This window comes from Kumtagia ephedrae (assembly GCF_003012745.1).
Lineage (GTDB): Bacteria > Pseudomonadota > Alphaproteobacteria > Rhizobiales > Rhizobiaceae > Kumtagia > Kumtagia ephedrae.
Genome location: NZ_PXYK01000005.1, coordinates 232,409 through 252,022, shown reverse-complemented (window position 1 = coordinate 252,022; position 19,614 = coordinate 232,409). Strand labels below are relative to the sequence as shown.

Here is a 19,614-nt window from a genome sequence, read left to right as displayed (position 1 = left end):
CGTTCCGTCATGGCCGGCGGCATAAAAGAATCCTTCGACGGCGACGATCTCGACGAGAACCACGAGATCAACGTCACGCCCTTCATCGACGTCATGCTGGTGCTGCTGATCATCTTCATGGTGGCGGCGCCGCTGGCCACCGTCGACGTGAATGTCGACCTGCCGGCCTCCACCGCGACCGCTGCGCCGCGGCCGGACAAGCCGCTGTTCGTGACGGTCAAGGACGATCTCTCCATCGCCATCGGCGAGGACACGGTCGGCCGGCCGGCGCTCGGCGCCGCTCTCGACCAGACGACCGGAGGCGATAAGCAGCAGCGCGTGTTCCTGCGCGCCGACCGGGCGGTCGACTACGGCGCGCTGATGGACGTGATGAACCTGCTGCGCGCCGCAGGCTATCTCAAGATCGCGCTGGTCGGGCTGGAGACGGTGCCGGCCGGCGGCGAGGTGGCACCGGCGGGCGCGGCGGCGAGCGGTCCGGCGCAATGAGCGTGCATGCTGGCCTGATCTCCGACCTCGTCGGGCCGCGTTTCCACAAGCGCGAAGTGGCCCTGTGGTCCGGGGCGGCGGTGCTCGTCGTGGCAGCGCATGTCGGGTCGGCCTGGCTGATCCATCAGTCAAGTCCGTTGCCGCCTCCTCCCGATGAGGCACCCCCGGCGATCATGCTGGAGATGATCGCCCCCACGGTCGTGATGCCGAATGCCGTGCCGCTGGACATGGCCGAGATAGCGGAGAGTCAGGCGACCGAATCGGTCGAGGAGCCGGTCGAAACCGCCGAGCCGGTTACGGAGGAGATGGACCCGGTCGAGGAAACCGAGGTGGCCGAGGCCGTGCCGGAGGAGGTGCAGGAGGTCGCGCCGGATACGGTGGAAACCGAGCAGGCTCCCGAAGTGGTCCCCGAAGAAACGATCACCGAAGCCGAGGAGGTGGTCCCGGACCTGGTCGAGGTACCGCTGCCGGAGGTCGCGATGGCGATCCCCGAGCCGCGTCCGGAGATCGAAGAGCCAAAGCCGGTTGTGAGGAAGAAGGCCGACCAGAAACCGGCCAGGGAAAAGCCTGCCGAAAACAAGCCGGCCGAGAAGACCACGAAGAAGAAGACTCCGCCGAAGCCGAGTGTATCCGCTCAAAAATCCGCACAGAATGCGCCGCGGGCGGCGTCGGCGCGGAGCGCTACCGCCGGTGCCGGAGCAACCGCATCTGAAATCGCGCGCTGGCAGTCGCTGGTCCGCAGGAAGATACAGCGAACACTGCGTTCGATGAACCGCAAGGGCGACGTACACGTGACGTTCACGATCAATGCCGGCGGCCGGCTCCAGTCTTCTTCAGTCTCGCGTTCATCCGGGGATGCGAGGCTCGACAGGGAAGCCCTGTCCATGGTGCGTCGCGCATCGCCGGTGCCCGCGCCGCCGCCCGGGGCGAAGCTGCATCTCACCATACCGATCAACTTCGACTGATGGCCCCGCTCACGCCACATCCCTGCCGCGCACAGGCGCGGCGCCGGCGAGCACTTCCTGATCGATGAAGGTCAGCGCCCGCATGGCGCAGCCGAGCGCGATCAGCGGGACCTCGTCGGTCTCGGTGGCGAAGGAGATCGCCTTGGAGTGCTGGCCGCCGGCGGTCATGGCGATCGCGGCGCGCAGCGACGGCTCGATCAGGTCGAAGGCGGCGGCACCGATGCCGACCAGCGCCACCGGCGCGGGATCGATCAGCGCGAACAGGCTGCCGAAACCGTAGCCCAGCGCCTCGCCCGCCTTGCGGTAGGCCTCGCGCTCCGGACCGTCGTGGTCGCGCGCCGCAGCAGCGAGCCGCGCCATGTCGGCGGCGTCGATGTCGGAGATCGGCGCCTCGTCCTCGCTGGCGCCGCTGGCACTGCGCCAGATCGCATAATTTCCGGCATAGGCTTCCACGCAGCCGCGGCGGCCGCAGCGGCAGAGCGCCCCGTCCGGCCGGTGCACCATGTGGCCGAACTCGCCGCCCGAGGAGTGGGTGCCGGTGAACAGCTCGCCCTTCAGCACGAGGCCCATGCCGATGCCGTGCGACAGCAGGATGGCGATGAAGTCGTCGCGGTAGCGCTCGGGATCGCGCCACCGCAGCGCGACGGCGATCATGTTGCAGTCGTTCTCGACCGTCACCGGCACGCCGAAGGCCTGCGCCAGACGTTCGCCGAAGGGGATGCCCTCGTGCTCGGTGATGGGAGACCACAGCATGGTGTGGCCGGCGGCATCGGTGGTGCCCTGGATGGCAAGCACGATCCTCAGGATGCGCCGGCCGGCGGCGTCGCGCTTGGCGAGCTGTCGTCGCACCAGGGCGATGCATTCGCCGACGAGTTCGTCCTCGCCGAGGTCGAAGGTTTTGAGCTTCCTGCGTTCCTCCACGATGGTGCGGCCGGCATAGTCGACGACCGAGACCGCGAGGAAGTTGAAGAGCAGCACGATGGTCACCACCGTGGCGGCGTCCGGATCGAGGCCGATCGCCACCTGCGGGCGGCCGCGCTTGAGCGTGCCCACCTCGGCATTCCTGGCCTCGGCCAGGATGCCTTCGGCGATCAGATCGGACGAGATGGCGGAGATCGTCGAGTGGCTCAGGCTGGTGGTGGCGGCGATTTCGGTGCGCGACGCCTGGCCGGCACGCCGGACGGCGGAGATGACCATCGCGCGATTGCGCCGCCGCAAGTCGTCGTGACGGATTCCGACCGACATGGCGTAAGTTTCCTCCCCGGCCAACGATTGCGATCCTATCGCGACCGATCGTCGACTCGGGCGAGAGTGTGGCAGAAAGCAAAAGGGCTGTCACCATTTACTTCGGGTTCCGAAAAAAGTACCTGTCGGCGTCGCAAATCCCCAGTTGACAGCAGCCTCGGGCCGAGGCATATTTTTTTCGAAGCTCGAAAAAAAGCTTCGGAGCTGTAGGAGCGCCGCAAAGGCGCAGGGAGGAAATCATGAACAAGTTTGCAGCCGCCATGCTGGCGGGTGTCGCGCTGTCGATGTCGCTCGCCACCGTCGCGAGCGCCAAGGACAAGGTCATCGGCGTCTCGTGGTCGAACTTCCAGGAGGAACGTTGGAAGACCGACGAGGCGGCCATGAAGGCGGCGATCGAGGCAGCCGGCGACAAGTACATCTCCGCCGACGCGCAGTCGAACCCCGGCAAGCAGCTCACCGACGTCGAGAGCCTGATCGCGCAGGGCGCCAACGCGCTGATCATCCTGGCGCAGGACGCCTCGGCCATCGGCCCGGCCGTGCAGAAGGCGGTCGACGAGGGCATCCCGGTGGTCGGCTACGACCGCCTGATCGAGAACAAGGACGTCTTCTACCTGACCTTCGACAACAAGGAAGTCGGCCGCCTGCAGGCCAAGGGCGTGTTCGCCGTCAAGCCGGAAGGCAATTACGTCTTCATCAAGGGCTCGGGCGCCGACCCGAACGCCGACTTCCTGTTCTCCGGCCAGATGGAAGTGCTGAAGGAAGCGGTCGACGCCGGCAAGATCAAGAATGTCGGCGAGGCCTACACGGACGGCTGGCTGCCCGCCAATGCGCAGAAGAACATGGAGCAGTTTCTGACCGCCAACGACAACAAGGTCGACGCGGTCGTGGCTTCGAATGACGGCACCGCCGGCGGCGCGATCGCCGCGCTCGCCGCGCAGGGCCTTGCCGGCTCGGTGCCGGTCTCGGGCCAGGACGGCGACCACGCGGCGCTCAACCGCATCGCGCTCGGCACGCAGACCGTGTCGGTATGGAAGGACGCGCGCGAGCTCGGCAAGAACGCCGCCGAGATCGCCGCGCAGCTTGCCGACGGCAAGACGATGGCCGACATCCCGAACGCCGTCGACTTCACCACGCCCGGCGGCAACACGGTGAAGTCGGTGTTCCTGACCCCGGTGGCGATCACCAAGGACAACCTCAACGTCGTCATCGACGCCGGCTGGATCTCGAAGGACGTGGCCTGTGCCGGCGTCGCCGCAGGCAGCGTCGCCGCCTGCAACTGATCGGCTCAACCGCCGATGAAAACGGGCGCCGCGGTTTGCGAAAGCCGCGGCGTTTTCTTAAGCTCGTCAACAGCCGGCAAACCGCGACAGACGGCCGACCGGCAGGGAGGAAGCGATGACCGATACGGCCACCAAATCGTCGGCCGACCTCGCGCGGGCATCCGAGCTCGGCGGCGTCGCCCGCTTCCTGAAGGCCACCGAGATCGATACCCGCATGCTCGGCATGATCGGGGCGCTGCTGATCATCTGGATCGGGTTGCAGGTCATCTCGAGCGCGCGGATCGGCGTCAATCCGTTCGACTTCGACAGCCGCACCTTCCTGTCGGCCCGCAACCTCTGGAATCTTTCCGTCCAGACCTCCTCGGTCGCCATCATGGCGACCGGCATGGTGCTGGTGATCGTCATGCGCAACATCGACCTGTCGGTGGGATCGGTGGAAGGCGTGGTCGGCATGATCATGGGTTTCGCCCAGGTTCATTTCCTCGTCCGCGTCGTCGGGCTGGAGCTCGGCAATCCCTGGATATGGGTGCTGGCCCTGGCCATAGGCTTGGCCATCGGCCTTTTGATCGGCGGGTTCCAGGGCTTCATCATCGCCTATATGGACGTTCCTGCCTTCATCGTGACGCTGGGCGGCCTGCTGGTGTGGCGCGGCGCCGCCTGGTGGATCACCAGCGGCCAGACGATCGCGCCGCTCGATGCCACCTTCCAGCTGATGGGCGGCGGCCCGCAGGGCTCGATCGGCGCGCGCTGGAGCTGGATCGCCGCGATCGTCGCCTGCGGTGCCGTCGTGCTGATGCTCCTGCAGGCGCGCCGGCAGCGCAAGCGCTTCCGCTTTCCGCTGCGGCCGGTGTGGGCCGAGGTGCTGCGCGGCGCCGTCACCTGTGGCATCATCCTCGGCGCTGTAGGAATAGCCAATTCCTATCCATGGCCGACGGGCATCGTGCGGCGCTATGCCGAGCAGAACGGCATCGCCGTGCCGGAAGGCGGCCTGTTCATCGCCCATGGCATCGCCATTCCGGTGCTGATCGCGATCGCCGTCGGCATCGTCATGACCTTCGTGACCAACCGCACCCGCTTCGGCCGCTACGTCTTCGCCATCGGCGGCAATCCGGAGGCGGCGAACCTCGCCGGCATCAAGACGCGCTGGGTGACCATGAAGGTGTTCATGATCATGGGCGTGCTGGCGGCGATCAGCGCGGCGGTGTCGTCGGCGCGTCTCAACTCGGCCACGAATTCGCTGGGCACGCTCGACGAACTGCTGGTCATCGCAGCCGCTGTCATCGGCGGCACCTCGCTCGCCGGCGGCTCGGGCACGGTCATCGGCGCCATGCTCGGCGCGCTGCTGATGCAGTCGCTGCAGTCCGGCATGGTGCTGCTCGGCGTCGACTCGCCGCTGCAAAGCATCGTCGTCGGCGCGGTGCTGGTCATCGCCGTGTGGCTCGACACCGTCTATCGCAAGCGCGTCTGAAGGAGGACATCATGGCCGACAGCCGCACGCCTCTGATCGAGATGAAGAACATCTCGATTGCCTTCGGCGGCATCCGCGCCGTCGACGACGCTTCCGTCGATCTCCATTCCGGCGAGGTGGTCGCCCTGCTCGGCCACAACGGCGCGGGAAAATCGACGCTGATCAAGGTCCTGTCAGGGGCCTACAAGCGCGATGCCGGCCAGATCTTCGTGAACGGCGAGGAGACATCGATCTCCAATCCGCGCGACGCGAAGAAATACGGGATCGAGACGATCTACCAGACGCTCGCCCTGGCGGACAATGTCGACGCCGCCGCCAACCTCTTCCTCGGCCGCGAGCTGATGACGACATACGGCACGCTGGACGACGTCGCCATGGAGGCCGAGGCGCGCAAGGTCATGGGCCGCCTCAATCCGCGCTTCCAGCGCTTCAAGGAACCGGTGATCAAGCTTTCGGGCGGCCAGCGCCAGTCCGTGGCGATCGCCCGCGCCATTCTGTTCAACGCCCGCATCCTGATCATGGACGAGCCGACGGCCGCACTCGGCCCGCAGGAGACGGCGCAGGTCGGCGAACTGGTAAAGCAGCTCAAGGCCGACGGCATCGGCATCTTCCTGATCAGCCACGACATCCATGACGTGTTCGACCTCGCCGACCGTGTCTGCGTGATGAAGAACGGCCAGGTGGTCGGGACGGCGCGCACGCAGGACGTCACCAAGGACGAGGTGCTCGGCATGATCATCCTCGGCAAATGCCCGCCCGGCGCCACGCCGGGTCCCGGCGCAATGCGGATGGCCGCCGCCTGAACGGCACCAAGCCGTTGCGCCGACACGATGATCTTGGCCCTGTTGCAGACCGGCCACGCGACATCATTGCTTTCGCCGCGGCCAGCCTCCATAAAGTCGGCACCTCAGAGAGAGCATGTCGTACTTGAAGAAGCTGCTACCCTATCTGGCGTTCGCGGCGGTGGCCATTGCGAGCCTCGTGACAGCCGGCTACGCCTACCGGACTGGCGAGGAAGCCGCCCGCTACAAGTTCCAGGCGGCGGCCGACGATGCGCTCAGCCGGCTGCAGAGCAGGCTGCAGCTCGATCTGTCGCTGCTGGTGTCGACGCAGGCCTTCTTCGAGGCGCGGTTCGGCAATGTCACCCGGGTCGAGTTCCGCGACTACTACCGCGCGCTCGAGGTCAAGGACAACTTTCCCGGCCTGCGCGGCCTCGGCTTCGCCGCGCTGGTCGCCCCGGGCGGCGAGCCCCTGCTGGAACAGCGCCTGGCGACCGAGCATGGCGCCGACCTGAAGGTCTACCCGCCGTCCGATCAGGAATGGCGCACGCCGATCACGCTGTTCGAGCCGCTCGACGACGATACGCGGACGGCGATCGGCTACGACATGTATTCGGACCAGGTGCGCCGGGCCGCGATCGAGGCGACGCTTGCTACCGGACAGGCGCGGTCCTCTGGACTGGTCGTGCTCGGCCAGGCAACGGGTGGAGCGCAGCCGGCGCCCGGCATCCTGGTGTTCTCCGCGCTGAGGTCCAAGCTGCCCGGGCGGGAGGACAAGAACGATCCGCCGGCCGGTCTGGTCTACGCTTCCTTCAGAACGTCCGAGCTGTTTTATGCAGCGCTGGCCAGGCCGCCGCTGCTGCCGGCCAGTGTCGAGGTCTTCGACGGCGAGCCGTCCATCGACAGACTGCTGTTCCGCTCGGAGGTTCCGCCCGACCAGCGGTTTTCCGACGATTTCCTGGTCACCCGCGAACTAACGGTCGCCGGCCGCAAATGGACCTTCCAGTTCCGCCCGACCAGCGCCTTCGAGCGCCCGTCGTCACGCGCCCTTCCGGTGCTGCTGGGGCTCGCCGGCCTCATGCTCGCCGGTGCGATCGCCACCGTGGCGCGCTACCAGCAGCGGGCCTACGAGGCGAAATCGCGGCTGCACGAGACGACGGAACGGAGCCTTGCCGAAAAGGATCTGATGCTTCAGGAGATGAAGCATCGCATCAAGAACTCGATCGCGCGGGTGCTGGCGATAGCCAGGCAGACCGCGGCGAATTCCGCCGACATCAAGGAGTTCTCGGATTCCTTCGCGTCGCGGCTGCAGGCCATGTCGGCATCGCAGGACATGCTGACGCGGTCGCGCTGGCAGAAAGCGGAACTGCGCGATCTGCTGCGGATCGAGCTGGAACAGGTCTTCGGCAAGGAACTGCCGGAGGATGCCCTGAAAGGACCGAAGGTGCTGCTCAACGAAACCAGCACTCAGGCACTGGGACTGACATTCCACGAACTCGCGACCAACGCGCTGAAATACGGAGCCATCGGCTCCTCGGCCGCGGCGCTTGCCGTCACCTGGACGGTCGAACGCGGCTCTTCCGAGAGGCGGCTGAAACTGCGATGGGAAGAACGCGGGCCATCGGCTCAGGAGCCGGTGAAGCCGGCCGGTTTCGGCACCAAACTGATCGACATGAACATCACGCGCGAGCTTCGGGGAAAGATCGCGCGTGAGTATGGCGAAGCCGGCCTGACGATCGAAATCGACATCCCGCTCGACCGGGAACTCAATCGCAACGGGCAGGCCTAGCGGCAGCGCGCCTCGTAGAGCCGGCCACGGTGGTCGCGATAGACGCACCAGCCGGTGCGCGTCGCCTTGCCTATCAGCACGCCGCTGACCGCGCCGATCGCGCCGCCGACCAGCGCTCCGCCGGCATCACCCGTGGCCAATCCGCCGATGACGGCGCCGGCGGTGCCGCCGAGCGCGGCGTCCTTTTCCGCCGTCGTGCATCCGGCAAGCGCAGCGACCGCCGCTAGCGCGAGAACCATTTTCCTCATCGATCACTCCTGGTGCCAGTCCCATTCACTGCAAGGGATAACACGCAGAGGGCGATCTCGCCTATCCGTCGGCTGTTCTGCTGGTTATTTTCAGGTGTGGAAATCCAAAGGCGGTCAATGGCGGACGCTGGCGGTCTTGGCGCTACGGTCGACCCGCGAGGCGACATCGGCGTTATAGGACTCGACCGACGCCGTCAGCTTGCCATCGGGCGTAACGTCCCAGACGAGCTCGGCGTCCGCCTCTTCCATGGCAGGGTCGACATAGACGCACTGCCCCAGGATCCTGTCACGGCGTCCGGCAAAATGGGAGAGCGTCGGCTGAAGATCAGCCTGGCATTCCTCGTAGGTTTCGTAGATGGAGACGTCCACAGGCATCTCGTTGCAGACCTTCAGGTCTCCGGAGCATCCGACGATCAGAAGAAGAGCCGCTATGTGTTCCATGGCGATTTCCCTTTCCAATGCATTAACGTAGGAAGGCTTCGCCGAGTTCCCGAATAACGAAGTCGTGAGAGTCTTGGGACGATCGCCGGACGACTGAAGGGCGGTGATTTCGTCAAAGATTGCGGTGGAAGAGCGGCCTCTGCGGTCTTGAAAGACCTGGGCCGTCAGTCGGCCTGGAAGCTGCCGTGGGGCACGAGCAGGGAATAGGTGAGACGGTCGCTGGTGAGTTCCAGCGTCGCCGAGCCGTTCAGCGCAGCCGGCACCACGCGTTCCAGCGCCACGCTGCCGAAGCGTTTGCGACCGATCGTCTGGTCGGCGAGGCTGATCGTCTCTGTCCAGACGAGGGAGAGAGCAGGGGCCGCGCCCCCGTTCATCCGGGTAGCGTTGATGGATACGTAGCCGTCCGGCCGGGCCAACGCACCGTAGCTCACCGAATTGACGGCAAGCTCGTGCAAGGCGAGCCCGATATGCAGCGAGGCGTTGGGGTTGAGATAGGGTTTGTCGCCGCCCAGCCGGATGCTGACCGCCGGATCGGCGGTATATCTGGCGACCTGTTCCACCACCAGATCCTGCAGCGCGGCGCCACGCCAGTCCGAGGACGTCACCAGATCCTGCGTGGACGCCAGCGATTGCAAGCGCCCGCGGAAGCGCGACAGAAATCCGTCCACGGTCTCCGAATGGCGGCCCGTCTGTGTGGCGATGCTCTGGATGATGGCGAGCAGGTTCTTCGAACGGTGCGCGACTTCGCGCAACAGCGTGCGGAGCGTCTGCTCGCGGCGCTTCTGGTCGGTGATGTCGACGGCGGTGGTGACGATGCCGAGCGCTTCGTCCTTCGCCGACCAGTCGGAATCGATCCATACCGAAAACCAGCGCGCCCCGTCGTCGTCCGGCAGGCTCATCTCGAGGGTCTGCGACAGCCCCGAGGACAGCACTTCCTGTTTGGCGAGCGATAAGGCCGCGGCGGCATCGGCGGCAAGGAATTCGCCCACGGGCAGGCCTTCGATGGGTCTGTCGGCCCAGGCGGGCGGAAGGTTCTCCGTCCAGACGACGCGCAGATCCAAGTCGAAATAGATCACCGAGATGCCGGTATTCGACAGTGCCTTGAGCAGGCTGCTGCCGCGATCGGACGTGGTCCTGCTGCTATCCCGGGTGCCCATATCCTGCCCCCGTGTGCCCGATATCTCCCCAACAACGGGCGCGGTGCCCGACCTCGGTATCTATCTTGGCTGCTGGTTTCACTGGAGACTCTAGCTATTGAGGCGGTTCCGCCGGACCGCACCGCTTTCGCTAGCACGGCCCGGCGGCGGCTGGAAACCGTTTGAGGGGAGCGGTCTCCAGTTCTGCGTCCTCGGCTAAGCGCGCCGGATGAGACCCGCGATCAGCGAGATCACCAGGAAAGCCAGGAAGATGAAGAACAGAATCTGCGCGATGCCCGCCGACGTGCCTGCAATGCCGCCGAAGCCGAGCGCGCCCGCGATGATCGCCACGACCAGAAACACGAGTGCCCAATAAAGCATTGTTCCGTCTCCTGATTTGTGAAGCGAAAACGCCCGCCGCGCTGGATGGTTCCAGGGTGACGCCGATCTATGCGGCGGCCTTGGCCTGCCTGTCGAAGAACAGCGCCTGGCTGATCAGTGCCTTGACCATCTCCGGGCTGAACGGTTTTGTGACCAGGAAGGCCGGCTCCGGCCTTTCGCCGGTGAGAAGCCGCTCGGGAAAGGCGGTGATGAAGATCACCGGCACGGAAGCGGTCGTCAGTATCTCGTTGACGGCCTCGATGCCGGAGGTGCCGTCGGCAAGCTGGATGTCGGCCAGGATCATCTTCGGCTGAGTGCGCTTGAAGAGATCGGTGGCCTCCCTATGGGTGCGCGCCGTCCCGACGACGCGATGGCCAAGGCTCTCGACCATCTGCTCGATGTCCATGGCGATCAGGGGCTCGTCCTCGATGATCATGATGTCGGTCGCAACCTGACGCGATATCTCGGCGCTGGCCTGGGCCAGAAGCCGGCCGAACTCATCCACGTCGACATCGAGAACCTCCGCGGCCTCCTCGTCGGTGAAGCCTTCGACCGCTACCAGAAGGAAGGCCTGCCGGGCGCGTGGCGAGATGGCGGTGAGATTGGCCGCGGCCTTCCTCTCCCATCCCGTCGCGGCCTGCTCGTCCGGAACCCGGATGACTACCGAGGTGAACAGCCGCGCGAAGACCTTGTAGAGCGCGATGCGGGCGTTCGACGCCTGCGGAAACATGTCGACGTCGGCGACGATCGCCTCCAGCATCGCCGCCACCAAGGCGTCGCCGCTCTGCTGCGAGCCGGAGACGGCGCGCGAGAATCGGCGCAGATAAGGCAGGTGGGGGGCGATGCTTGCTGACAAACTCATGGGGTCCCTCATTGAATGCGTGACGAATTGCATAGGCGAGATGCGCCCACAACGGGCCCCTCCATAAAAAGTTCCGCGCGTCCGGAACCATATTTGAGCAGCCGCGTTTCCGCCCCCAACGGGTTTGGGTCACGCGGCAGGGGGCCGCGGGAGTCTGAAAACTGACCAAGAAACAGGGCAACACGGTGAAATTGATGAAGGAAAGTCTCGCCCCCGGCGAATCGCCACCGCCGGCGCGCGGCTCGGCAGATGTGCTCGGCACCAATTCCGAGATAGGTCGCAAGCTCAAGCAATATTACGACGAGCTCGTTTCAAGCGACGTGCCGGACCGCTTCACGCAGCTCCTGAGCGAGCTCGAAGCAGCCGAAACCGCGCAGAAAAAGGGCTGAAGGGGATGGCGGTGGCGCCTGAGTTCAAGAGCGAACTGCTCGCGGCCATACCCAGCCTGCGGGCTTTCGCGGTATCGCTGACCCAAAATTCCGACAGGGCCGACGATCTCGTCCAGGAAACCCTGGTCAAGGCGTGGGACAAACACCACAGTTTCCAGATGGGCACCAATCTCAAGGCCTGGCTGTTTACCATCCTGCGCAACGAGTTCTATTCGCAGATGCGCAAGCGTGGCCGGGAAGTGCAGGATTCGGAAGGGGTGATGACTGAACGGCTGGCCGTCCATCCGAGCCAGCACGGCAAGCTCGATCTCGCCGATTTCCGTGCCGCCCTGGAACTGCTGCCGGAGGACCAGCGCGAGGCGATCATCCTGATCGGCGCCTCCGGCTTCTCGTACGAGGAAGCGGCGGTGATCTGCGATTGCGCCGTGGGCACGATCAAAAGCCGGGTCAGCCGGGCCCGTACGCGGCTGCAGGACATCCTGCAGATATCCGGGGAAGAGGACTACGGTCCCGACGCCATCGCGACACAGGTGCTGGGGTCGAACGCCGCCTGATCGCGACGGTGGGGCGGCGTGTCAGGGACGCCGGCCGGCGTCGGCGATTGCCTGCACCAGGTCGTCGCCGGAATAGGGCTTGCCGATGATCCTGATTTCGGGGAACGCGCTGGCGATCTCGTCCAGATCGGAATAGCCCGACGCAAAGGCGAAGGGGATCCGGCGCTCCCGCAGGGAAGCCGCGAATTCAAGGGTCGAGTCGTTTCCCAGCATGATGTCGATGATTGCCGCGTCGAAGACCGAATTGGCCGCCGCCGCTTCGGCCTCTTCGAGCGTGCGGGCGATGAGCACCTGCGAGGCGCCGTGGTCGCGGCAGATCTGCTCGACGTCCATGGCGATGAGAAATTCGTCCTCGAGCACCAGAATGCGACGCCCTTCCAGCAGTTTCGTCACGGAAATCCCTCCAGCAAGCTGCCTGTCATCGCGGCAAAAGCACGGCGTGTCATTTAACTTTGACATGTTTTCCTCGGGAACCCCATCGCCTCCCGAAGCGTTGTCGCTCTCGCAACTATCCCTCGTCAAAATTGGAGGTCCTGATTGTTCGGGCTGGAGGCCTATCCGACGTCCGCCGCTTACACGCCGTGTCAGAAATGTCCACTGCGGCGCCTGAAGACTTTCCGGGAATTCGAAGCGGAGGAACTGGCTTTCATCGGCCATTTCAAGCGCGGAGAACTCAGTATCGGCAAGGGTGAGACGGTCCTGACCGAAGGAGTCGACAGCGTCCATCTGTACACTGTCCTGGCGGGATGGGCCTTTCGCTACAAGCTCCTGCCCGACGGCCGCAGGCAGATCCTGAATTACGCGATGCCGGGCGACCTGATCGGCCTGCAGGGCAGCCTGACCGGCGAGATGCAGCATTCGGTCGAGGCATTGTCGCCGATGGTGCTGTGCGTCTTCGAACGGGAAAGATTGCTCGACCTCTATCGCAACCATCCGGGACTGGCCTTCGACATCACCTGGATCGCTTCGCGCGAGGAGCAGATCCTCGACGAGAACCTGCTCAGCGTCGGGCGGCGCTCTGCCGTCGAGCGAACGGCCTATCTGCTCTCCTTCATCGGCAGCCGCGCCCGCAGCGTCGGGCTCAACGGCGAGGTGCCGTTGCTCATTCCGATCACCCAGCAGCACATCGCCGACACGCTCGGGCTGTCGCTTGTCCACACCAACAAGACGATCCGCAAGCTGGCGGACCGCGGCTTGATCACCTGGCGAGGTGGCGGCTGCCAGATCAGGGATCTCGACGGATTGTTGGCGGCGGCTCGGTGGGAAGGGCTGAGCGAGACGGTTCGGCCGCTGGTTTGATAACCCGCCGACGGAAAGGCTGAGCCGCCGGCATTTTCGCGGCACCTCTCGCTTTCGGCTCTACGATCCCGTAGCTTTCGGCCGACGCAGCGGAACAACGCCCGCGCCAGAGCGTTTCGAACCCGTTCAACAACGGAGCGACCCAAATGGCAACAGCAAGCAAGTCGATGGCGACGGCGGCCAAGGCGGCGGAAGACATCGCGGAAGATGCGGCGCGACCCGATCTGGAAGCGGATATCCGCCAGTTGCGGCAGGACATCGCCAAGCTGGCAGAGCAGTTGACCAAGACCGGGCAACACTCCTACGGCACGGCGCGGCGTGCGGCGGCCGAAGGCGCCGAGCAATTGCGGGCGCAGGGCGAGGCGGCCATACAGAACCTGAAAAGCAATGCGCGTGACCTCGAGGACCAGCTGACGACGACCGTCCGGGAAAAGCCGATCACGTCGCTGGCGATCGCCGCAGGCGTCGGCTACCTGCTCGCGCTCCTGTCGCGACGCTGACGCCGGCGCGGAGGGGTCATGCTGGCTTCGCTGATTGCCGGTCTGGCGACCGGGGAGACCATGGCGGCGCTGCGCCGGACGAAGCGGGCACTGATCAGCTATGCGCTCGCCGGCCTGCTGGCGCTGGCCGGATTCTTGTACCTGCTGGCCGCCCTCACCATCTGGGCGGCGGACCGTTATGGCGCCGTCGAGGCTACGCTGGTCATCGGCGCGGTCTTTCTGGTGGCGGCTCTGCTGGTAGTGCTTTTTCATGGCATGACGAGGCGCGCCCGGGCGAAGATCGCAGCGAGGCAGCGGAGCCGCGATTTCACCAAGGCGGCAATCGCCGCCGGCATTGCCGCCGCGCCCGTTCTCCTGAAGGGGCGGGCGGGACTGGCTTCGCTTCTCGTCCCGGCGGTCGCGGCGATCGCCTATGCGATCTACCGCGAGAACAGCAGCCGACCGTCCTCCGACGATACGTCTGAGGACTGAGAGCCTACGGGTGATCTCCGGGAGACGGGGAACCTCCCCGTCCGGCGGGCATTGTCGATCGACAACCGCCCCCAAGACCGGAGACCCCCAATCATGCCAAAACCCCTCCCCCCCGAGAAAGCCCGGCAAGGCAAGCTCGGCCGTCCCGTGCTGGTCGTCCTGATCGCCGCACTGGTCCTGGCGATGGTCGTCTGGGCCGGAGTCGAGTTCTGGGGTGAACGGATCGATACGCCGGCCGCCGACGACGCCGGCGGCATCAGCACCGATTCCAACTGACGCTTTCGACGGGACGCTCGTCGGCTCTGTTTCATCCCGCCACGAGAGCCGCGCTTGGGTCGGATCTGCCCGATTGGCAAATCTCTGTCACGGAACCGAATTTCAGCGATCACGTTGTGAGCATGTAACGACGCGCCCGGCCTCCCCTGCGACGGTTCAGTCGGACGCGCCCGTGCATGGATTTCACGCACAAGGAGAGAGTATCATGGTCCGCAAACTTTTGGCTACCACCGCGCTGATGACCCTTCTGGCGGGCGGCGCCTATGCGCAGGAGGCCACGCAGCCGGCGTCCCCGGCGCCGGCGACCGAGGCCCCGGCGGCTCCAGTCGCCAAGGCTGACGGGTTCCTCGCAACGAATCTGATCGGCGAAACCGTCTATAACGGCACCGGCGACAATGCCGAGAACATCGGCCAGGTCAACGACGTCGTCATCGGCTCCAACGGCAATGTCGAGTCGGTGGTGATCGGCGTCGGTGGTTTCCTCGGCATCGGCGAGAAAAATGTCGCCATGAACTATGGCGATATTGATTGGGCAGAGCGCGACGGCGACCGCTGGATCGTCGTCAACGCCACCAAGGAGCAGCTGCAGGCACAGGCCGACTTCGACCGCCGCCCGTATGATCCGGCCCCGGCCACGACGTCCTCGGCGCCCGCGCCGGACGGCACCATGGCGCCGACCGACAATACGGCGGCCGCTCCGGCTGCGCCGGCGGACGACACGACTGCCCAGGCACCTGCGGCGCCTGCGGACGACACCACGGCCCAGGCGCCGGCGGCGCCTGCCGATGACACCACGGCCCAGGCGCCGGCTGCGGCTCCTGACCAGACCCAGACCGGTGCGATCGACAGGTCGCAGCTCACCGAGATGCCGGCCGGCGACATCCGCGCCGAAGACCTCGTCGGCACCACGGTCTACGGCGCCAACGACGCCAATATCGGCGAGATCGGCGATGTCGTGCTGACGCAGGACGGCAAGGTCGACGCGCTCATCATCGATGTCGGCGGCTTCCTCGGCGTCGGCGAGAAGGAAGTTGCCGTCGGCATGGACAATCTCGCATTCATGACCGATGCGGACGGCAACAAGTATCTCTACACCAACTTCAGCAAGGAGCAGCTCGACGCCGCGCCGGCCTATGACAAGAGCACCTGGGCCGACAACCGCGACACGCAGCGCATCATCATGCGCTAAGCTGTCCGATCCTGCTCAGGCAAGAATCCGCGCCGGCGACGGCGCGGATTTTTTGTCACCTCATCCAAACGTCACCGGTCCCTTGCCGGTGAGTTCCGTCAAGGCCAGAGACTGGTCGAGATGCTCGGCCCGCCAGGCAAGCAGCCGCTCCGCGAAGTCCAGCCGCGTCGAGCGGTAGAGCGGATCCGCCGCGCGGTCGCGCAGCTCGCCTGGATCGTCGGTCAGGTCGAACAGAAGCGGCGGCAGCCTTCCGCCGAAATGAACATATTTGAACCGCTCCGAGCGGATCACCGCGAGATTGCATTGCTGCGGCCTTAGGCCGAAATGCTCTTCCGCCTCGCCCTTCGCCACCGACCGGAAGTCGAATTCCCAATGGGCGCAGTCGCGCCAATGCGGCGTTTTCGCGCCCCGCAGGAAGGGCACAAGCGAGCGGCCGTCGAGCCAGGGTGGCGACTTGCCGCCGGCCAATTCGACGATCGTCGGCGCAACATCCACCGCTTCGGTGAAGCGGTCGACCGTGGTGCCGGCCGTCTTTGCGGCGGCGGGATCGCGGACGATCAGCGGAATGTGAAAACTCTGGTCGAAGTAGCCGCCCTTGCCCAGCATGAAATGGTCGCCCATCATCTCGGCATGGTCGGAGGTGAGCACGATCACCGTGCTTTCCCAGGCGCCGGCAGCGCGCAACGCAGTCCAGATGCGGCCGAGCTGAGAATCTACTTCGGAGATCATGCCGTAGTAGATGGCGCGGATGGTGCGGAATTCGTGCTCGCTCCAGTCGCGCACCTTGCCCCGGGCGCCGGGCAGGAATTTCGCCTTGCGCTGGCGGGCGAGCTCGTAGGCGAGCCAGGGGTGGCTTTTCGCCTCGTCCTTCCAGCGCCGGGCGCGGTGGAAAGCGGGGCCATCGCCGGGATCGTACATGTCGTTGAACGGCGCCGGCACGACGAAGGGCGGATGCGGGCTGATGAAGGAGAGATGGGCGAACCAGGGCCGCCCCGCCTCCTGCTCGCCGAGCCAGCGGATGAACTCGCCGGCCATGAAGGCGGTCGGCGTCTCGTCGCTGGAATAGACCGGCGCGGCCCGTGTCACCTCGCCATGGCCGGAACCGGCCGGCCTGTGGATATCGGGATAGCCGGCGCTTGCGTCGACGCCACGGGCGGCGAGCCAGGAGAGCCACTGCCTCTGGTGCTCCGGTAGCAGCTGCCGCGACGTGAAGCCGGGCAGCATGCCTTCGTAAGTTCTGAGCACCGGATCTCCCGGCGCATGGCTGCGCGGATCGGGCGCCACGTCGGTGTAGCCGAACAGGGTCGGATCGTAGCCCATCGCCCGGGCGGCGAGCGCCACGTTCCAGTGGCGCCGGTCCATCGGCGTGCCGTTGCGGCAGACGCGGTTGGTCATCTGGTAGAGGCCGGTATAGAGGCAGGCGCGCGCCGGCGAGCAGGGCGCGGCGCCGGCGAAATGCCGCCGGAACAGCACGCCTTCCCGTGCCAGCGCATCGACGTTGGGTGTCCTCACCGTGGGATGGCCGGCGGCCGAGAGACAGTCGCCGCGCCACTGGTCGCAGGTGACGAACAGGATGTTCCGAGGGGCGGCCGGGCGGCCGGTCTTCTTCGACCGCTCCTTCCCACCGGCAGTCGCCGCCGGCGCCGTTCCATATTCTATGAACGATCCTGCAATATCGTTTCCAATCAATGAACGATCCATCCTCTGTTTGGCGCCTACCGGGCGAAGCGCTTTTGCCCGACATAGAAGCCATCCGAGCAACACCCCTGCAACTCGAAAGAAGGGAGACAGATCATGCTCAACCAGATCAGAGGCATTCACCACGTCACGTCGATGGCCAGGGACGCCAGCGAGAACAACCGGTTCTTCACCGGCAAGCTCGGGCTGCGCAGGGTCAAGAAGACCGTGAACTTCGACGCGCCCGACGTCTACCACCTCTATTACGGCGACGGCCAGGGCACGCCGGGCTCGGTGATGACCTATTTCCCGTTCCCCAATATCGGCAAGGGTCGCCGCGGCGCCGGCGAGGTTGGTACCACCGTGTTCTCCGTTCCCGCCGGCTCGCTGGGCTATTGGGAGCAGCGTCTCGCCGAACAGGGCGTGACCGGATTGTCGCGCGAGACCAGCTTCGGCGAGAACCGCCTGCGCTTCGACGGTCCCGACGGCGACGGTTTCGCTCTGGTCGAGATCGCCGATGACGGGCGCGCGCCATGGGGCGAGGGCGGCGTGCCGACCGACGAGGCGATCCGCGGCTTCCATTCCGCCTCGCTCAGGCTGCGCGACGGCGGCGCGACCGAGGAGCTGCTGAAGTTCATGGGCTACGAGCCCGTCGATACCTCCGGCAACGTCAAGCGGCTGGCGATCGGCGACGGCAACGGTGCCGACGTGATCGACATCGAGACCGTTCCGGGAGCGAACTTCGCCGATCTCGGCGCCGGCTCCGTGCATCACATCGCCTTCGCGGTGGAGAACCGGGCGAAGCAGCTCGAGGTGCGTAAGGCGCTGATCGACACAGGCCATCATGTGACGCCGGTGATCGACCGGGACTATTTCTGGGCGATCTACTTCCGCACGCCCGGCGGCGTGCTGTTCGAGGTGGCCACCAACGAGCCCGGATTCGACCGTGACGAGGATGCCGCCCATCTCGGCGAGGCGCTGAAGCTGCCGACGCAGCATGCGCATCTGCGGCCTTATCTGGAACAGCACCTGCAGCCGCTGGGCGCCTGACGGGAGAATGCCGATGTCGACTGGTTCCTACATCCACAAGCGCCTGCCCGGAGAGCCGGGCGGGCCCCTGCTCCTCGCCTTCCACGGTACGGGCGGCGACGAGAACCAGCTGGTATCCCTCGGACGCGATCTTGTGCCCGAGGCAACGATCGTCTCGCCGCGCGGCGACGTGTCGGAGGGCGGCGCCGCCCGCTTCTTCCGGCGCACCGGCGAGGGCGTCTACGACATGGCCGACCTGGCGCGGGCGACGGCCAGGATGGCTGCCTTCGTCGAGGCGCAGCGGGCGGCCGAGAAGCCGTCGGCGGTGCTCGGCATCGGCTATTCCAATGGCGCCAACATTCTTGCTTCGGTGTTGTTCCGGCAGCCGGAGCTGTTCGACGCCGCCGTGCTGATGCATCCGCTGATCCCTTTCGAGCCGAAGGTCGAAGGCAGTCTGGCCGGCCGCCGCATCCTCGTCACAGCCGGGCGCCGCGATCCGATCTGCCCGCCGGAGCTGACGTCGCGGCTGGCCGCCGGTTTGCGCGCGGCCGGCGCGGATGTCACAGTCGACTGGCATGAAGGCGGGCACGAGGTGCGGCCCGGCGAGATCGAGGCGGCGCGGCGCTTTCTGGCCGGTGTGGTGAAGGAGAAGAACAATGTCTGAGCAGGTGCCGGAGATCGAATTCGAGGAGAGCGGCTCGAAAGGCCGCTATCTCTACCGCGCCGACGGCGCCGAGGCGGAGATGACGTTCTCCAAGGCCGGCGAAAAGCTGATCATCATCGACCACACCGGCGTCCCCGACGCTTTTCGGGGGCAGGGGGTCGGCCTGCGGCTGGTGACCCGCGCGGTCGAGGACGCCCGTGCCGCCGGCAAGAAGATCATGCCGCTATGCCCGTTCGCCAACGCGCAGTTCCGCCGCCATCCGGAATGGGCGGACGTGCTGAAGGGCTGATGGGGCGTTGCGATAGCGTTGCGGACTGTACCCCCACCCCTAACCCCTTCCCACAAGGGGGGAGGGGGACTTTGCGGCGGCCGCTATGCAACGCATAACCGTCGACGATGAGTGCTCGGCGGAGACGTCAGCCGGTCTCCCTCCCCCTTGTGGGGAGGGGTTAGGGGTGGGGGTAAACTCATATGCGATAGCCCGGC

General features: G+C 65.9%; 24 protein-coding genes. 16 read left to right on the top strand and 8 right to left on the bottom strand.

Annotated elements, in window-relative coordinates; genetic code table 11:
* Positions 1-9: 9 nt before the first annotated feature.
* Positions 10-486: a TonB system transport protein ExbD gene (gene exbD / locus C7I84_RS07350; RefSeq protein ID WP_106771497.1), complete on the top strand. Its 477-nt coding sequence runs from the start codon at positions 10-12 to the stop codon at positions 484-486.
* Entirely contained in the window at positions 483-1,451 is a 969-nt protein-coding gene (locus tag C7I84_RS07345) for an energy transducer TonB family protein (RefSeq protein ID WP_106771496.1), read from the top strand. The genes exbD and C7I84_RS07345 overlap by 4 nt, the downstream gene beginning before the upstream one ends.
* 9 nt (positions 1,452-1,460) lie before the next feature.
* On the opposite strand, the gene C7I84_RS07340 is transcribed toward C7I84_RS07345, so the two are convergent.
* Positions 1,461-2,696, bottom strand: a complete 1,236-nt coding sequence (locus tag C7I84_RS07340) for an ROK family protein (protein WP_106771495.1) — start codon at positions 2,694-2,696, stop codon at positions 1,461-1,463.
* A gap of 239 nt (positions 2,697-2,935) precedes the next feature.
* Here C7I84_RS07340 and xylF point away from each other — a divergent pair, with 239 nt between their 5' ends.
* The 4 genes from xylF to C7I84_RS07320 all read left to right on the top strand — a co-directional run bounded on the left by xylF (position 2,936) and on the right by C7I84_RS07320 (position 8,012).
* A complete protein-coding gene (gene xylF / locus C7I84_RS07335) occupies positions 2,936-3,976 on the top strand; it encodes a D-xylose ABC transporter substrate-binding protein (protein WP_106771494.1) in 1,041 nt (346 codons plus the stop codon).
* A 115-nt stretch (positions 3,977-4,091) separates the two neighbouring features.
* On the top strand, positions 4,092-5,444 hold the full coding sequence (locus C7I84_RS07330; RefSeq protein ID WP_106771493.1) for a sugar ABC transporter permease: 1,353 nt from the start codon (positions 4,092-4,094) through the stop codon (positions 5,442-5,444).
* A gap of 11 nt (positions 5,445-5,455) precedes the next feature.
* Complete coding sequence (locus C7I84_RS07325) at positions 5,456-6,247, top strand: ATP-binding cassette domain-containing protein (RefSeq protein ID WP_106771492.1); 792 nt, start codon at positions 5,456-5,458, stop codon at positions 6,245-6,247.
* Between the two features lie 124 nt (positions 6,248-6,371).
* Entirely contained in the window at positions 6,372-8,012 is a 1,641-nt protein-coding gene (locus C7I84_RS07320) for a CHASE domain-containing protein (RefSeq protein WP_106771544.1), read from the top strand.
* Here the strand turns inward: C7I84_RS07320 and C7I84_RS07315 are convergent.
* From C7I84_RS07315 to C7I84_RS07295, 5 genes are all read right to left on the bottom strand, one after another.
* Positions 8,009-8,260 (bottom strand): glycine zipper domain-containing protein, encoded by a 252-nt coding sequence (locus C7I84_RS07315; RefSeq protein ID WP_106771491.1) that lies wholly within the window; start codon positions 8,258-8,260, stop codon positions 8,009-8,011. The genes C7I84_RS07320 and C7I84_RS07315 overlap by 4 nt on opposite strands.
* A gap of 114 nt (positions 8,261-8,374) precedes the next feature.
* Positions 8,375-8,701: a hypothetical protein gene (locus C7I84_RS07310; protein WP_106771490.1), complete on the bottom strand. Its 327-nt coding sequence runs from the start codon at positions 8,699-8,701 to the stop codon at positions 8,375-8,377.
* A 164-nt stretch (positions 8,702-8,865) separates the two neighbouring features.
* On the bottom strand, positions 8,866-9,777 hold the full coding sequence (locus tag C7I84_RS07305; protein WP_245428339.1) for a sensor histidine kinase: 912 nt from the start codon (positions 9,775-9,777) through the stop codon (positions 8,866-8,868).
* 276 nt (positions 9,778-10,053) lie between these two features.
* A complete protein-coding gene (locus C7I84_RS07300; protein ID WP_027166587.1) occupies positions 10,054-10,218 on the bottom strand; it encodes a DUF1328 domain-containing protein in 165 nt (54 codons plus the stop codon).
* A gap of 67 nt (positions 10,219-10,285) precedes the next feature.
* Positions 10,286-11,080 (bottom strand): response regulator, encoded by a 795-nt coding sequence (locus C7I84_RS07295; RefSeq protein WP_106771488.1) that lies wholly within the window; start codon positions 11,078-11,080, stop codon positions 10,286-10,288.
* 194 nt (positions 11,081-11,274) lie between these two features.
* On the opposite strand from C7I84_RS07295, the gene C7I84_RS07290 reads away from it, so the two are divergent.
* The gene (locus C7I84_RS07290; protein ID WP_106771487.1) at positions 11,275-11,469 is read left to right on the top strand and encodes a NepR family anti-sigma factor; all 195 of its coding nucleotides are present in this window, start codon (positions 11,275-11,277) and stop codon (positions 11,467-11,469) included.
* Between the two features lie 5 nt (positions 11,470-11,474).
* Entirely contained in the window at positions 11,475-12,023 is a 549-nt protein-coding gene (locus C7I84_RS07285; protein ID WP_106771486.1) for a sigma-70 family RNA polymerase sigma factor, read from the top strand.
* Positions 12,024-12,044: 21 nt separating this feature from the next.
* On the opposite strand, the gene C7I84_RS30935 is transcribed toward C7I84_RS07285, so the two are convergent.
* The gene (locus C7I84_RS30935) at positions 12,045-12,749 is read right to left on the bottom strand and encodes a response regulator (RefSeq protein WP_425351305.1); all 705 of its coding nucleotides are present in this window, start codon (positions 12,747-12,749) and stop codon (positions 12,045-12,047) included.
* Between C7I84_RS30935 and C7I84_RS07275 the strand changes: the two genes are divergently transcribed.
* The 5 genes from C7I84_RS07275 (at position 12,630) to C7I84_RS07255 (ending at position 15,758) form a co-directional block, all read left to right on the top strand.
* Positions 12,630-13,322 carry a Crp/Fnr family transcriptional regulator gene (locus tag C7I84_RS07275; protein WP_425351309.1) on the top strand — a complete coding sequence of 231 codons (693 nt, stop codon included), beginning with the start codon at positions 12,630-12,632 and terminating at the stop codon, positions 13,320-13,322. The two genes, C7I84_RS30935 and C7I84_RS07275, sit on opposite strands and share 120 nt — an antisense overlap.
* A 167-nt stretch (positions 13,323-13,489) precedes the next feature.
* Positions 13,490-13,822, top strand: a complete 333-nt coding sequence (locus C7I84_RS07270) for an ElaB/YgaM/YqjD family protein (protein WP_106771484.1) — start codon at positions 13,490-13,492, stop codon at positions 13,820-13,822.
* An 18-nt stretch (positions 13,823-13,840) separates the two neighbouring features.
* Complete coding sequence (locus C7I84_RS07265; protein WP_106771483.1) at positions 13,841-14,293, top strand: hypothetical protein; 453 nt, start codon at positions 13,841-13,843, stop codon at positions 14,291-14,293.
* 93 nt (positions 14,294-14,386) lie between these two features.
* Entirely contained in the window at positions 14,387-14,569 is a 183-nt protein-coding gene (locus tag C7I84_RS07260; protein ID WP_106771482.1) for a hypothetical protein, read from the top strand.
* 205 nt (positions 14,570-14,774) lie between these two features.
* Entirely contained in the window at positions 14,775-15,758 is a 984-nt protein-coding gene (locus C7I84_RS07255) for a PRC-barrel domain-containing protein (protein ID WP_106771481.1), read from the top strand.
* A 60-nt stretch (positions 15,759-15,818) separates the two neighbouring features.
* Here C7I84_RS07255 and C7I84_RS07250 read toward each other — a convergent pair whose 3' ends face one another.
* Positions 15,819-17,333, bottom strand: coding sequence for an alkaline phosphatase family protein (locus tag C7I84_RS07250; protein ID WP_245428343.1), 1,515 nt, complete (start codon positions 17,331-17,333; stop codon positions 15,819-15,821).
* 219 nt (positions 17,334-17,552) lie between these two features.
* On the opposite strand from C7I84_RS07250, the gene C7I84_RS07245 reads away from it, so the two are divergent.
* From C7I84_RS07245 to C7I84_RS07235, 3 genes are read left to right on the top strand one after another with little or no spacing between them, the layout of a single operon-like run.
* Positions 17,553-18,485 carry a VOC family protein gene (locus C7I84_RS07245; RefSeq protein ID WP_106771479.1) on the top strand — a complete coding sequence of 311 codons (933 nt, stop codon included), beginning with the start codon at positions 17,553-17,555 and terminating at the stop codon, positions 18,483-18,485.
* A gap of 13 nt (positions 18,486-18,498) precedes the next feature.
* Positions 18,499-19,128, top strand: coding sequence for an alpha/beta hydrolase (locus C7I84_RS07240; RefSeq protein WP_106771478.1), 630 nt, complete (start codon positions 18,499-18,501; stop codon positions 19,126-19,128).
* Positions 19,121-19,417: a GNAT family N-acetyltransferase gene (locus tag C7I84_RS07235; protein ID WP_106771477.1), complete on the top strand. Its 297-nt coding sequence runs from the start codon at positions 19,121-19,123 to the stop codon at positions 19,415-19,417. Before C7I84_RS07240 ends, C7I84_RS07235 begins: the two co-directional genes overlap by 8 nt.
* Positions 19,418-19,614 lie beyond the last annotated feature (197 nt).